The organism is Brevibacterium ammoniilyticum, assembly GCF_038429965.1.
Taxonomy (GTDB): Bacteria; Actinomycetota; Actinomycetes; order Actinomycetales; family Brevibacteriaceae; genus Brevibacterium; species Brevibacterium ammoniilyticum.
In genome coordinates, this window is the sequence record NZ_BAABNP010000027.1 from 1 (window position 1) to 14,923 (window position 14,923).

General features: G+C 61.0%; 10 protein-coding genes and 2 CRISPR repeat arrays. All 10 genes read right to left on the reverse strand.

Features of this window, described 5'->3' with window-relative positions:
• The first annotated feature begins 104 nt into the window (after positions 1-104).
• Positions 105-804: direct repeats of the CRISPR family, unit length 29 nt; unit sequence CGGATCATCCCCGCGTGCGCGGGGAGCAC.
• Positions 805-1,003: 199 nt separating this feature from the next.
• The gene (locus AAHA49_RS17425; protein WP_425286533.1) at positions 1,004-2,401 is read right to left on the reverse strand and encodes an amino acid permease; all 1,398 of its coding nucleotides are present in this window, start codon (positions 2,399-2,401) and stop codon (positions 1,004-1,006) included.
• Between the two features lie 156 nt (positions 2,402-2,557).
• On the reverse strand, positions 2,558-2,923 hold the full coding sequence (locus AAHA49_RS17430) for a VOC family protein (protein ID WP_339392309.1): 366 nt from the start codon (positions 2,921-2,923) through the stop codon (positions 2,558-2,560).
• Between the two features lie 292 nt (positions 2,924-3,215).
• Complete coding sequence (gene cas2e, locus AAHA49_RS17435) at positions 3,216-3,593, reverse strand: type I-E CRISPR-associated endoribonuclease Cas2e (protein ID WP_339392308.1); 378 nt, start codon at positions 3,591-3,593, stop codon at positions 3,216-3,218.
• Complete coding sequence (gene cas1e, locus AAHA49_RS17440; RefSeq protein WP_342039140.1) at positions 3,593-4,537, reverse strand: type I-E CRISPR-associated endonuclease Cas1e; 945 nt, start codon at positions 4,535-4,537, stop codon at positions 3,593-3,595. The genes cas2e and cas1e overlap by 1 nt, the downstream gene beginning before the upstream one ends.
• Positions 4,538-4,549: 12 nt before the next feature.
• Entirely contained in the window at positions 4,550-5,278 is a 729-nt protein-coding gene (gene cas6e / locus AAHA49_RS17445; RefSeq protein ID WP_339392306.1) for a type I-E CRISPR-associated protein Cas6/Cse3/CasE, read from the reverse strand.
• On the reverse strand, positions 5,259-6,059 hold the full coding sequence (cas5e, locus tag AAHA49_RS17450) for a type I-E CRISPR-associated protein Cas5/CasD (RefSeq protein WP_339392305.1): 801 nt from the start codon (positions 6,057-6,059) through the stop codon (positions 5,259-5,261). Before cas5e ends, cas6e begins: the two co-directional genes overlap by 20 nt.
• Positions 6,056-7,201, reverse strand: coding sequence for a type I-E CRISPR-associated protein Cas7/Cse4/CasC (gene cas7e / locus AAHA49_RS17455; protein WP_339392304.1), 1,146 nt, complete (start codon positions 7,199-7,201; stop codon positions 6,056-6,058). Before cas7e ends, cas5e begins: the two co-directional genes overlap by 4 nt.
• Positions 7,202-7,276: 75 nt before the next feature.
• On the reverse strand, positions 7,277-7,990 hold the full coding sequence (gene casB, locus AAHA49_RS17460; RefSeq protein WP_339392303.1) for a type I-E CRISPR-associated protein Cse2/CasB: 714 nt from the start codon (positions 7,988-7,990) through the stop codon (positions 7,277-7,279).
• Entirely contained in the window at positions 7,977-9,659 is a 1,683-nt protein-coding gene (gene casA, locus AAHA49_RS17465) for a type I-E CRISPR-associated protein Cse1/CasA (protein ID WP_339392302.1), read from the reverse strand. The genes casB and casA overlap by 14 nt, the downstream gene beginning before the upstream one ends.
• Positions 9,660-9,741: 82 nt before the next feature.
• Positions 9,742-12,963 (reverse strand): CRISPR-associated helicase Cas3', encoded by a 3,222-nt coding sequence (gene cas3 / locus AAHA49_RS17470; protein ID WP_342039141.1) that lies wholly within the window; start codon positions 12,961-12,963, stop codon positions 9,742-9,744.
• Positions 12,964-13,338: 375 nt separating this feature from the next.
• A CRISPR array of direct repeats spans positions 13,339-14,832; the repeat unit is 28 nt; unit sequence GGATCATCCCCGCGAGCGCGGGGAGCAC.
• Positions 14,833-14,923: the final 91 nt, after the last annotated feature.

Sequence of the window (14,923 nt, forward strand, 5' to 3'; positions counted from 1 at the left end):
CGTGAACGTCCTGCGATTCGTAGACATGATTCCCTGTCGTGCCTTCCTGGTAACGACTGTCTACGAGAAGTGTCACACCCCAACTGGTGGTGGGACGTGGCGTTCGGATCATCCCCGCGTGCGCGGGGAGCACGCACCAAGTTCAGGGTTGTCCTTGGCGACGACCGGATCATCCCCGCGTGCGCGGGGAGCACCAGCAACTCATCGAAGCAATCAGAACACTCGGCGGATCATCCCCGCGTGCGCGGGGAGCACGGCCAGGTGACGGCTTTCCAGAAGAACTGCTCCGGATCATCCCCGCGTGCGCGGGGAGCACATGGTCGTCCTGGCCTCGCGTTCGCATAGCACCGGATCATCCCCGCGTGCGCGGGGAGCACCCGCGAGCGAACAGCTGCGCGGCTTCGAAGACCGGATCATCCCCGCGTGCGCGGGGAGCACGGTGACCCGGTTCAGGGTGTAAGCGAATCCATCGGATCATCCCCGCGTGCGCGGGGAGCACGGCCAGGTGACGGCTTTCCAGAAGAACTGCTCCGGATCATCCCCGCGTGCGCGGGGAGCACTCGGACATGATCGTGGCCTCGTGTGCCAGGAGCGGATCATCCCCGCGTGCGCGGGGAGCACGTAAGGCCACCGCTGAGAAGCAGGCTGCGTGACGGATCATCCCCGCGTGCGCGGGGAGCACCTGTGCAGGTCGAACATGACCATCCAGACCCGCGGATCATCCCCGCGTGCGCGGGGAGCACACAGTCCTACTCGGGCCCGGTTCCACTTGGATGGGATCATCCCCGCGTGCGCGGGGAGCACACTTGCTGATCAGCAAGAATCTTACACTCGTGTCAGATCCGCGATGAGTTTTACAGGGCACAGGTAAACCGCCAGCTGGTCGGCAGAAAGACTTTGGGTCGTCCAAAAACTGTTGTGCAGCTACCAGCACAGGTGCTGCGCCCTATTTCATCGGCGCATTGACCGACCGGGGCGACGTCGGCGGAATCCACCTCGGCGATCACACCTCGGCGACGATGCCCTTCGCCTTGTTGCGGCGGGCCACGGCGATGCCGATGAGGTAGAGGGCGACCGAGAAGATCAGGGTGCCGATGATCTGGGAGCGCACGGATTCGACGGTGAGGCCGAGGATGATGATCGCTGCGATCCCGGCCAGGGTGAGGTAGGTCAGCCACGGGAACAGCCACATCTTCAGCGGCAGTTCTGTACCAGCAGCCTCGGCGCGGCGACGGAGGATAAGCTGGGAGACCAGGGTGACGACCCAGGTGACGATGAGTGTCGAGCCGACGATCTGGAGGAGGACACCGAGCACCTCGGCGGCCCAGAAGTAGTTCAGGGCCACGGCGACGAAGCCGAACACCGAGGTGGCGAGGACCGCGGCGACGGGGACGCCGCGCCGGTTCGTCCGGCCGAGTCCCGACGGCAGCATCGACCGGCGCGACATCGAGAAGGCCATGCGGGAGGCGCCGTAGATGTTCGCGTTCATCGAGGACAACAGCGCGATGACGATGACGGCGGCGAGGAGCGATGCGATGACCGGCAGGCCCGCGGTGTCGAGGACGGCGACGAACGGCGATTCGGCCAGGCGCGGGTCGGTCCAGTCGAGGACGAGGACGATGATCGCGACCGAGCCGATGTAGAGGAAGAGGATGCGCCACACGATCGTCTTGATGGCCTTGGACACGGACCGGCTCGGGTCGGAGGTCTCGGCGGCGGCGACGGCGACGATCTCGATCCCGCCGAAGGCGAAGGCGACGATGAGGAGGCCGGCGGCGACGCCGGAGATGCCGGTGGGCATGAAGCCGTCGGTGAAGATCTCTGCGGGCGGGTCGGCCGGTGTCCAGCCGAGGAGGTAGGCGACGCCGAGGATGACGAAGAGGGCGACGAAGGCGACCTTGATGAGGGAGAACCAGAACTCGAACTCGCCGAAGCTGCCGGAGGTTGTGAGGTTGATCGCGGTGAAGACGATCATGATGATGAGCGCGAGCACCCACTGCGGGATGGACGGAATGTAGGCGGCGGCAATCTGTGCGGCCGCGGTGGCCTCGGCGGCGACGACGAGGCACAGCTGGACCCACCACAGGGCACCGACGGCGAAAGCTGCGGCAGGTCCCATCGCCTTGCCGGCGTAGTGGGAGAACGCGCCCGGGTTGGGGTCGGCGGCGACGAGTTCGCCGAGCGCGCGCATGACGAAGATGACGATGAGGCCGGCGACGACGTAGGAGACGAGCACAGCAGGCCCGGCCGCTTGGATTCCTGCGCCCGAGCCGACGAAGAGTCCGGCGCCGATCGCGGAGCCGAGGCTCATCATGACGAGGTGGCGAGGCTTCATTCCCGCTTTGAGGCCGGAGCCGTCGGGAGTTGACTGAGGGCTGGCGTGGGCGGAGTCGGCGGTCACTGGCGACTGCGATGAATGTGTTTCAGGCACCAGAGCAGTCTAACGCTCATGGGGTGACCCGAGTCTCATGGGGTGGAGTGTGCAGGGGCCGCGTGTGACGTGCAGGTGCGGTCGCTTCGAGTTCTGCGGTGTGGTGGGTGCAGTGTGTTGGGTCGGTCAGTCGTCCTGGAGGTAGACGAGTCCGTTGCCGTCGGGGTCGGTGAACGAGAACATCGGCGGCACGCCCGGCCACCGCAGCACCTCGTCGTTGTGGATCGTCACGCCGGCGGCCGAGATCCGTTCGTGGGCCTCCTCGGCGTCCGAGGTCTCGAGCCGGATGGCGACGGGGATCTCGCTGCCCTCCGGGATGAGGACGATCGCGACATCAGACCCGGGTGGAGCCACCTCGACGATGCGGCTGCCGGGCATTGGCTCGCCGTCGTAGCTGACCGAGCATCCGAGGACCTCGGTGTAGAAGCGGGTTGCCTCGTCGAGGTCGCTGACGGGGACGGAGACACTGAGGATTTTCGTCGTCTTGGCCATAGGTTCAGTGTGGGGGAGCGAGCGGCGGGTGTACAGGGGGAAACGAGTGCGAACCCAGTCTCCGTTCGTGGCAGTGCCCTGGCCGTTGACACAAGCGCGTAATTTCGAGTTTGCAGGGGAGAACGACAATCGCTGATTTTGTCGAGGGAGCACGAATATCTTCTCCCCGCAAGCGTAGGGACCACAACAATCCCGACCTAGGCGCAGGCGTGGTGAATGGATCATACCCACGTGTGCGGGGAAAATGCTCGCTAGTCAGTACCAATGGCATGTCTGCTTGCGTTGGCGAATGCTATCCACGTCGTCGGTTTCGTGAAGCCATGCTCCACCCTTGTTGAAGACCGCCCTTATCCGAATCCGCAAGCTTCACGCCCTTTCTGCGGAGTTCGGCTTGCTGAGGATCCGGCCGAGTAATCAGCCGGAGCCCATCGAAGTCACTGACCTTCCACGTGTCCCCGTGAGTAAGGAACTCGAGCCCCTGCTCATTATTGGCAGACCAGACGATGGTCGCACGTCCGGTTCCGACTCCATCGACGACCCGTTGCCAAACTCGCTCTCGAACGCGCTTTGACAGCTTGCCGACGAAAGTCCCCGGTGATATTTCCAACAGCCAACGTGTGAGCTCCCCTCGCAGGCCTGGTGGACACGCCGCAACCACGACGACGACCATCAGGGTTCCTTTTCAAAGTTGGTTCCGCCGGCGTGGAGTCCGTTCGGATCCCAGAGCTGAACGACATTGTCGTCGAAGCCCAACGAATTCAAAGCGTCTTCAGCCTCTGCGGGTTCGAACAGCAGTCTCGTCACGTCATCGACGATCTTGTCGATAGCTCGGAACCGGTGGACGGTGTCCCGCACCCGAAAACGAACCGAGGATCCGATGTCTGGAGGTGCTTCGGCAGCGACATCGAAGGCAATCGGAATCGTCAGTTCAGCTTTGTACAGATCTGCGATGTCATAGACAAAAGCACGTTCGTGTCCGTGATGGACGAATCCCAATCCGGGAGAAGCGCCAAGCGCTGCCACGACAGCATGGGTGATTCCATAGAGGCAAACGTGCGAAGCACTCAGGGCTCTATTGATGTCATCCGAGGCATCGAAGTCGTCGAAGTCGAACTCTCTCCTGTTCCATGGAACGCCGGTGCGCGCAGCCTCGTCCCGATAGATCCGCCGTACTCTCGCACCTTCGCGACCTCGCAGCTGCTGCATTGAAAGAGTTGACACATCTTCGTCAGGAAAGCGCTGAGCATACATCGCCCGCGCGACAGCAACTCGAGATCGAACATTGGACACCAACTCCGCCTGCCTCACCAAGTATCGTGTGCTCGAAGCTAGAGACCGTCCGTGCGCGTAATAGCGAATGCCTTGTTCACCGACCCAAATTGCGGAAACCCCGCATTCGCCGAGCAAGCTCATACCCTGATGCGTGATCCGAGTGCCAGGCCCGACCATGATGCATGCGAGGCCGGCTCCAGGAGCATACGTAGTTCCCTCTTCCGTTCGAATGGTCAAGGCGTTTCGATCTCTGGCGATCGTTGCCTTCTCGACGTAGAGAAACGAGAGACGATCTCGGATACGAGTCAGCTCATAACGCTCCAATGGAACCGAACCCTGCATGGCAGTCCCTCCTCAATCGAAGTCGGCTTCACGGGCGATCTGTGGGGCTGGCGGCACCAGAGTGAGCAGACCGCACCCATAGGCTTTGGCCGGACCGATTCCGCCGACCAGCGCACTTCTGAGCAACCCGGGATCTGTCACGCGAAGTGCACCATCGAATCGCACCTTCCGAATCGTCACACTTCGATCCTTCTTACGGAACTTCATCAACTGCCGTTCTTCCACACGGAAGCTCACCGGTTCTGACTCAACTGGTCCTTCCGGATTGGTGTCCTCGCTGACACCGACGTCGAAAGCGACACCGAGCTTCTCCGCTCGTTCCGAAAGCCAACGTTCCTGTTGGGCCACCGTGACATGGGCGAACCTTTTGCCCCGCAGTCCTTCGCCTTGTCTTACGCTGTGGACGGGGTTGGCTGTCAACCGGAACTCCCACTGCTGTCCCTCTGTCAGGCCATCCAACAAAGGCGCATAGTCCGCGACTCCCCAACTGGGTTGAGTAGGCCATCCGGCCTGCTCTTCGATATGGGTGAAATCGGGAGCGCTGTCGCTGACGACATAAAGAACAGGGTTCGGAGTTCCTCTATCGATCCGCCACAGACGCCTTGGCGGAGGTCCTTCCTCTGCAGTCTGCACATTCGATGGGAACGATGCCTCTACGGCCGCATGCATCATCTGCGGTGAACCCAGCAGATGTCTTGCCCCTCGGCGTGCAGCATTGATCTCACATTTGCTGAGAAACATTCGGACCTCCCAAAAATCCCACCGGGTCGTGGGTGCGTGCCGAACCGCCTCCGCGAGATGAAGCACGGTGGTCAACCGGTGAAGTACTGCCAATTGAAACTCCATGCGCCCTATCTGCGCTTTCCGGCTTCTCCGCCACGGGGTTCGGCAACCTGACAAAGTATTCGACCACTGGGCGCGAGCCGAACAACCTCCGATTGGGGTCGAAACTCAGCGGAACGTCCTCATGTACATCCGTAGGATCCTCGTCTGCACTGATATCTCGAACGACCCTGAGACTGACTTGTGGGCTGTGGTTCGACTTCTTCACCAATGGACTTGCCTGCCAAGGAAACGTATCCAGAGCCTCATCCATGGCCTCTGGTCGCACGCCGAGGCTGAGCCGTCCTGCAGGAGGAAACGCGCGCCGACCGAGATAGAGCGGAAACTTCGGAGTCGTGAGCGCACTGTCGATCCCCTCAACCAACGGCTCAGGTCCTTCCACAGCCGCCAGGAATATCGCATCGCTGAGGTAGTACCGATACGACAGTGGTGCCGTCACACCGGGTCGGGTCGCGGTTTGGAAATCACGCATGAGACGTCCTGGCTGTTCGATGCGAACACCCATCCGCAACTGTGCGAGATCCTCGATCGGGTCAGTTCGGCGGCGCCCCATCGCTGCCGCCAACAGACCCACGACGCCGCTTTTCGTCGGTTGCAATTCGGTTGTGCGGCGCGTGAATCTGCCGCGCATCCCCCATGACTGCATGGGACCCGCTAAACGTAGGAGAAGGGTGCTCATTTGTCTTCCCCGGTCGCAGCGTTCTTGATGGCGGAATCAACAGCTGCCTCTGCGGCAGCCTCAATCGAGGTGCGGGGTGTGAGCGCGTCCAGTCGTTCGGAACGAGGCCCGACTCCAGCCGTCCAATAACCGAGCGCCGGTGAATACGTGGCGTCGACGCTGGTGGCGTAGCCGACCAGTTCGTCGATCGCTGTGCGCACAAAGCCATCACTGTGATCGATCGGATCTTCGAAGGCTTCGACGAAGTTGATGGGTCGATCGGTTCGCACCGAGTAGATGACCGCCGCCGGCACGGTCGTGTTGCCGAACGTGTTCATCTTTCCTGTCGGCATCGATAGGACGAATGCGCGGGCAAAGGCGGAGAGTGCTTCGCGCGTGACATCTCCGGAGCCAAGGTTCTTCTCAAGCTGGTCGACGTTGACGGTCGCGTATCGATAGAGCGTAGAGGAATTGAACTCGACCGTCCCGAGCATACCCGCGCCCGCATCGCGGTCTGGATCGTTGACCTTGTAGTCATCGACTGCAGTGTAGAAGTCTGCCTCGCTCTCAACGGCGTGTACGGACAATGCATGCGCTACCTGCGCCGATGCATCGACGCCGAGGTCGGTGAGGTCGGCGATCATCCGTCCGAACAGGGCGATGTCGATCGAGTTGTCGGCTTTGAGGATCGGCGCGTACGTCTTCTTCTCGAATTTCGTCTTCCCATCCCGGTGGTCACTGACTGCCTGTTCCGCGGCCTTGGCGATCTGCTGTGCGCTGAAGAAGACGAGATAGGCAGATTCCGTGCGAGTGTCATTCTCGTCTTCGGAATCCTTTGACTTCTTCTTCGGCTTCTCGAGTTTGATTCCCACAGCACTGAGCACACGCTCGGCAATGGCATCGGCGTCGGCTTTCAGCGTGTCATCGATATTGCCGATCGCCTCTGCGAGCTGTTCGATCACTCGTTGCGTACGGAATCCGAGGTTGTCTTTGTCGAGCAAGGTGTCGAATGCCTTCCGAGTCGCCCGCTTCCAGGCCTGTGAGGACACGCGCGCTCTCCGCACTCCGCCGTACATAGCGGTCTTTGGTGCGCCGGTCTCATCCCGATTGACGTTGCTCGGGGGAACGGACTGGATGACGTGGACGTCGAAGTAGGTGGTCATGATTGCTCCTTGAGTTCGATGGTGCGTTGGTGAGATCGCAGTTCGGATGGTTGGCACGAAGTTGATTGAGTCGGATTACCGGCTTAAGGTTTCGGAATCGTCGGCGTCCGCTTGGTCGCTCTGTTGTTCGCCGGGCACTTTCGCGGTCCCGTCCTGTCTGCCAGCACCCGAAGTTGAACCAGCCGCCGTATTGAAGAACGCACGGCTCCAGGTGCGCTGCACTCCGACTCGTCGCCCGGGAATCTGCCAGAAATACAGATCGTTGGCGAGCTGGCCGAAGTCCATGCCGATTCCGCGCCGTTTGAGAAGGCTGACCATGCCACGCAGCTGCCAGCGCAATCCGGAGACTGACTGCGCTTGAGCAAGCTTTGAAAGACGTTGCCACACCTTCCCCTGGTCCATCGGTTCATCGGCGCTTCCGCCGAGGAGCCGGGCGGCTGTTCCAAGTGACCGCTTGTCGACATGCATGGGTTCGGATCTGGCCTGCTGCATCGACGCGTAGGACGTCATTGCGATGTGAATTGCCGTCTCTGCGAAATCGGCTGAGTCTGCGTACTGGGACCCCGACCTCAACATACTTGGCTTAAGCTCGCGTTCCGGCAACAGATATTCGCTGATACCCCACGCTGCACCAGGATCCCCCGTGGTCGCGGCACGCAGCTGCGCAAGCACGGCCCGAGCATCTGGACTGCCCTCGAGGAACTGCTTTTGGAGGTTTACAACCTTCGGAATGACGAATGAGCTGGGTAGATCGGACCGCATCGTCGTTGCTGATTCATTTCCTGACATCTGTCTTCTCCTCATAGGCAAGTGGGAGGGTCTTGCGGAGCCCGCGATGGAAGTAGCTCAAAGCGATATCAGTGGTGAGCCACTTGTTGGTCTCGACGTCGATCACCCGCCCGAAGAACGACTCGACTCCGGCTTCCAGAGCAAGTTGATTCGCGAACTCGACAGCATCCTGACGGAGTGACTGTTGCCAGGTTCTTCGGGCACGATGCCATTCACTGACAGCGTGCATTTCATCGAGCCACGCGTGGAAGAGCTGGCCGAATCGAAGGTAGGCCTCCTCGCGCGCTTCTCCCCGCATAGTCTCGGCGGAATCGATTCCGCGCGCCTTGGCGAGATTCGCGGCAAGGGTGCCGACGTACCAAGCAACCGTGTCGGCGTCGTCGATGGCATGGATGACTGTCTGAGCGGCATCGATCGCACCTTCTTCGAGCAGAAACGGTGGCACGGTGAGGGAATCGCTGACCAGATCGGCGTAGGTTGCCGACATGTTCCCGTACTCCACTCCATAGAGTTCGATGTTCGGCATCAGCTCTGGCGGTAGGACAGCGTGTTTGTGCAGCTCGCCGATCCACCGGAGAACACCCGGTTCCCGAAAGCGGGGCTGATCATCGGTTCTGTTCTGAGCCCGAGTCGGAAGCCATGCTGCAAAGCTGCGCCACACTGCCTTGGTCGGGTCAACCATTCCCGGCATGAACACAGTAGTGCCGAATTTCGACGACTGTGGTTTGCTGTATCGCCAGGTCATCATCGGATCGAGCGAATCGCGGTTCTGCTCACGGAGAGGATCACCGTAGGTCAGCACGATGCCCACGACGTCGCTGTCGTCGAAGACAAGACGGATTCGCCTGGACTGCCAGGTATAGACCTGAATGAATCCGCGCGGCTGCGCTGGCTGATCGAACTCTTCAAGTGGGCCCGGATGCGAGCGCTCCCACGGCGGAAGATCATCGCTCCCGCTGATGACGAACTGTCCATCCGCTCCGATGAAGTTGAGACGAAGTGTTTCGCCGAGGTTGATTCCACCGGCGACGAGAATCTCGCCCTTACCTGCCCATCCCGTTCCCAGCGGATAGACTCTGCCGCCCTTGGCTCGAGGGTCCCGACGATCGGGAGTCTTGATTCCCGACGGATCGTACGCCTGAGCGTGAATCACCCAGCGGGCGGCTTCAGCCGCGGACATGCGGTGCAGGCTGTTCGGTCCCCGTTGAGTGAACATCTGAACGTTGGCAGGGAAGTCGGCGACTACCGCGTCAAGTCCCTTGATTTCGCCAGTACTTGGCCCGAGGTCTGCCACTTGAAAGAAGGGCTGATCGGGGTGGCACAACCAGAATCGATCGTGATGCTCCGTCAGATACCGTGACACCGCATCTCTCACGAGTTCCCAGTCCGTGCATTTCGCGAGCCAGTCGTTCGGGCTATCCGGCAGCCCGAGCGCTCGACACATGACGGCAATGACTACACGGAGGATCGCCGGACGCATGGTCGGGAGTTCTCCTTGGATCTGCCGGATCGACTCGGCCTCATCGAAGAGCCCGCTCAATGAAAGAATCGTTTCGGTGCCATCGACGTTGAGAACGGGGATCCAGGGTTCGTCGACGAGGTTGAAGAACGGTTCAGTCGGAGTATTCACCTCCTCGGTTATCTGTCCTGTTGTCTGTTGGGTGCTCATGCTGGGTATCCTCTCTGTGTCGTGGTTCGGATCTGAAGAGTGCTTCGGAACGATTGGGCAGTCGGGGTCAGTATTGGTTTCATCAAGGAGCGAACTGTTCGGCATTTCTGGTGACTGGAGATGCGGAGAGACCCTGCTCTTTGTCATAGGTGACGTACCATCCGCCAACTTGACCCTGGTAAGTCGTTACCGATGGGTCCTTGGCCTCGACTTCGATTTCCTGAGTGCCTATAGGTTCGGACTGCGGGGCGAGAGGGAGGACGAGTTGGCCTCGGAGCAATGGCGACTGCTGCCAACTGGCCACACCAAGCTTTTCGAGTTCAGCAATGACCGCATCACCGGCTGTTCCTCGTGACATGGCGAAGGGAAGTCTGATGGATGAGTTGGCGACCGCCTCGGCGATGTATCGAGGGACTTCCGTATCTGTGGGGATCGGAACCCCGCCCGACCGCGGCAACCAGTCAAGAGTCCGCCAACCGGTTCCGTCGGTGAGAACGAGAAGGACTTCTATGGACTCGGAACCATCACGAACGCTGCCTCGCTCGCGGTTGTGAGGGTCGACGTCCTCAGGGTCGCCGTCGTTGTCATTCAGCCAGTCGTCGAGTCCGTGAATGTCGAAATCGGGCTCGGTTGTCCATCTCTGGGCAAGATCACGCAATTCGGCGTGCTTGCGTTCGGCTTGCACTTGAGCGTTCAGCATCGTCGGACCCCAGGTTTCGGGACCCAATGGTTCTGCGCTGTAGACGGAGTGAACAAGGGCTGCAACATCATCCGGAGAAGCTACGATGCCGTCAGGACATTGCGACCTCAATGCGGCTAGTGATCTCAGGAGCAGGTGTTCGCCGTAGATGGATACCGAATCTCGGACGAAGCACGGTACTGCAGAGGGAACCGCTTCGTCAGTTTCCTCACGGTTGATTCCGGTGATGAAGCACAGCGGGTCTGCGAGGGTTCTTGGTCGTTTGCGTTCTTGGTGACGATGAACACGACCGAGGCGCTGGATGAGGAGATCAATGGGGCAGATATCGGTGAACATGGCATCGAAGTCGATGTCAAGACTCTGCTCGAGGACCTGGCTGGCCACGACGATGGAAAAGGCCGGCCGTGAAGTGCTGTTTCTCCCATATCGTGCAAGGAGCTCTCGATCCTTCGCAGCCCGATCTGAGGCGGCAAACCGAGAGTGGGCAACTGTCACAACGTCATCTCCGAACTCCTGGCGAAGAATTTCAGCTGTGTTCTGAACTCGGGTGACGGAGTTGCGGATGACAGCGAAGCACCCTCCGTCGTTGCTCAGAGTTCGCAGTTTCGCGATCAGCGTTTCATTGTCATCGGAGATCTCGTGCACTTCGACAGGTCTCGATCGGCCTCGTGCAACTGGCACAGTGGTTTCTGTCGAATCAGACACCACTGTGAGCGCGGGGTAAACGGCACCGTTCTTATCAGGCTCGTGTGATTTGCCAAGCGAGTCTTCCTCCGAGGGAGCGGTGAGATGCGACGAGTCGGCATCAAGCGCGGAATTCCGTTTGGAACGCAATGAGAGCCCTCGCCTGTAGGCATGGACGAGCTCCTGCTTCTGGCCCGGCGGCAGAGTGGCAGTGAGGACGATGACCGGAACACCCCACCGACCAAGCCACACGAGAACCTTGCTCAAGAACAGCCTCATTGTTGAATCCGCTGCGTGGACTTCATCGATGATCACAACCTTGTCGGCCAGCCCACTATGACGAAGCATGAGGTGTCGTGATCTCATCGCCCCCATGAGCAGCTGATCGACTGTGCCGATGACGAAGTCGGAGAGCAGTCTCTTCTTGCGTCCGCTCAGCCAGGCATGGGTGCCGGGCTTGAGTCGTTTGGATGACCTGCCGTTGCTAGCATGGTCGTCCCATTCGTCCTCCACTTGACAGTCATCAGGCAGGCTGCCGCCGAGATTTAGTCCGACCACGTCATTTGAGTATTCCGCGCCGTTGCCGGGACGATCGTCGCTCGTATCCGTGTCACTGACGGTGAGCCGAGCGATTCTCTGCCAATCTCGATTGAGTGAGGCTTTGCCGTGAGCCAGGCTTAGCGACACTCCCGGCGCAGCGCCGGCGCTGACGAGATTGGCGACCCAGGGAGCGAATCGAGAGAACATGCCGTTGGTGGTGGCTTGGGTGGGTAATCCGAAGAACACGCCCGACGCTCCGGTGGCCCGCGCCAGATTTGCTGCCGCCATCAATCCCGCTTCCGTCTTACCGGCCCCAGTTTCGTCCTCGAGGATGATCAGCGCGGGCGAACGTAACTCTATCGTCGCTGCGTGTGCCGCTTGTTGCCCTGACGATGCCCTCGCGGAAGGAGGAAGGTCGAACATGGAGTGCAGGGCCTTGTCCGCTGAACTCGGCGGTACTGATACCCAGAGAGAGGGAAGGCGGATGGCATTCCACGCGTTGGAGGCTCTGGTCGTTGAGGGCTCGCACACACCGATGTTCTGGTCAGGGTCGATGAGTGGGAAATTCGTGTGGTCAGATGCGATCCAATCTGCCTCGACGACGATGCTAGAGAGAAGACTGAGGGCGCCTCGGTCCACGAGAAATGAACTATCGCGCCAATGGTCCGCTCCGAAGTCGAGCCCGCTTTCGTCTATCAGCGCCAGTACGAGGTCACGCTGAGTCCGCGGCCAAGGTGTTGACTCGACACCGAGCAGAGCAGTTTGCTTCGTCGAGACGATGTGGCGTGCGGCAAGCGCACCGGTAGCTGTCATACCGTGGTGGGCGCCGAGGATACTCGCGAACTGGTGAACGATCGGGAAGAGCCGACGCTGAGTCTTCGGTTTAATCCGCTGAAACGCCCCGCCTGACGAGGTTGGTGTTGTCAGGTCGAAAAGTCCGAACTCTTCGCCGAGTGTCCTCGCAACAATGATCTCTGACGCCAACGAGTGGGGAAACTCCGACTGACTTGCGACTTCTTGGCAGTCGCTGATGTTCAAGGTTGAAGAACCGTCAGCCGCCAGACGCGAAGTCTGATCGTAGAGGCTCTGTGCACGGTCTTGTGATTGGGCCTGGAAGTTCGGCCCAGCCTTACCAATGTCGTGCAATGCTGCGAGGAGCCAGACCAGCGCTTCCAGATCGATTGCTTTGGGGATCGAGGCTTCGAGAACGGCGAGTTGTTGCCGCGACTTCCGATGGCGGAGGAGCAAGCACGCGATCTCGGCCGTGTCGCGAAGATGCACGGGCAGAGGGAGCCACCCGATGAGCTCCTTGGTTTCGTAGTCATTCAGAGTCTTCGCCCATAGAAGGTCAGCGAGGGGGAGCTGAGAGGGGTAGGGCACGGGGTGCTCCTTTGGGCCGGGGACCTAAGTGGGGATCTTGCAGTACAACAGTTAAAAGTTGGCTGAGCCGATGTGGATCATCCTGTCTGCTTCGGACGTAGTTGTCAAGGGCAAAATGTGCTCTGCATCACTTCGGCGGGTTGTCCACAGAGATTAGCGTGAGGCACGGACTTGACACTGGGCGCTGGCAGGTTGAGAGACGTCGTCGGGGCACTCATCTGTGCGAGACCGGGCACCGGAAGAGCGAGCGTGCATCTTCGGCGTTGGCAACGGGGCTAGGTCTTCAATTCTCTTGCGGGCGCCGGGCCGTCGAGTTGATCAGGTTTTCGACCATGGGCCGATCAGATATCAAAAACGTGGACTCTATTGGCGTTCGGCTCATCCCCGCAAGTGCAGGGAGCACAACGGTTGATCATTTAAGCAACGAATCGCACTGCGATCATCCCCGCGACCGCGGGGAGCACACGCAGCGCATCAGCCTCGCGTGCATGCGCGGCGGATCATCCCCGCGAGCGCGGGGAGCACGACCACCCACGGGAGGCGGCGTAAGTGACGTGGGGATCATCCCCACGAGCGCGGGGAGCACGCAACCGAAAGGAACACTGCATGTTCATGACCAGGATCATCCAAGCGAGCGCGGGGAGCACGACTGGATCTCACTGAACTCGATTCCCTTCGCCGGATCATCCCCGCGAGCGCGGGGAGCACATGGACTGGGCGAGTTGCTCAGCGGTCATGGCCGGATCATCCCCGCGAGCGCGGGGAGCACGGGGAGGAGGAGCAGTCCGTCACCTGGGCCGAGGGATCATCCCCGCGAGCGCGGGGAGCACCCAGATGTCGAGGGTGAATCCCATGATGAGTCCGGATCATCCGCGCGAGCGCGGGGAGCACACCTCGGAGACATGACGATTGGGAGGGTCGACCGGATCATCCCCGCGAGTGCGGGGAGCACGCACTTACCGAGGCGACCGTGTTGCTGGTGACCGGATCATCCCCGCGAGTGCGGGGAGCACCGCAGCTGATCGTGGGTGAACGTCTTCCGTGCCGGATCATCCCCGCGAGTGCGGGGAGCACCGCGTGATGGGCTCTGACGCCGAGCTGTGATGCGGATCATCCCCGCGAGCGCGGGGAGCACTGATGACTAGGCGGAGCAGGTTCAACAAGATTCCGGATCATCCCCGCGAGCGCGGGGAGCACCCTGCCGCCCGAACTTCGATCCCGAGGGCAGGGGGATCATCCCCGCGAGCGCGGGGAGCACGAGGAAGCCGACGAGGCTGACTTCCCCGACGACGGATCATCCCCGCGAGCGCGGGGAGCACGAACGTTCCGTGAAACAGTGCTCGCCTTGAGCCGGATCATCCCCGCGAGCGCGGGGAGCACCTGGTACAAGCTCATCGGACCGTGGTGTGCGATGGGATCATCCCCGCGAGCGCGGGGAGCACGTACGCAGTGCGACGACGGGTATTTCAGTGCTGGGATCATCCCCGCGAGCGCGGGGAGCACCGACGGCCTGCAGTCGAAGAACATCGAAATGAGGGATCATCCCCGCGAGCGCGGGGAGCACTCGCAGTACACGCCGCTCGACGTGTGGATGGCCGGATCATCCCCGCGAGCGCGGGGAGCACGCCGTCGAAGTCACGGCCATGCCCGAAGGCGCGGGATCATCCCCGCGAGCGCGGGGAGCACTCCACGGCCTCCTGAGTGGTGCCGCGGACCTTCGGATCATCCCCGCGAGCGCGGGGAGCACTCCGGGACTTCCCCGGCCTGCCAGTCCTTGGCCGGATCATCCCCGCGAGCGCGGGGAGCACCACAGGCACACCCCCACATGGAGACCCCGAGACGGATCATCCCCGCGAGCGCGGGGAGCACGGTTATCGGGCTCATCGCAGTTGAGGGTGTAGTCGGGGTCTGAATCCGCCGGCCTCGAGTAGAGATCGGGCGATGTAGTGGGTGAGGTTGC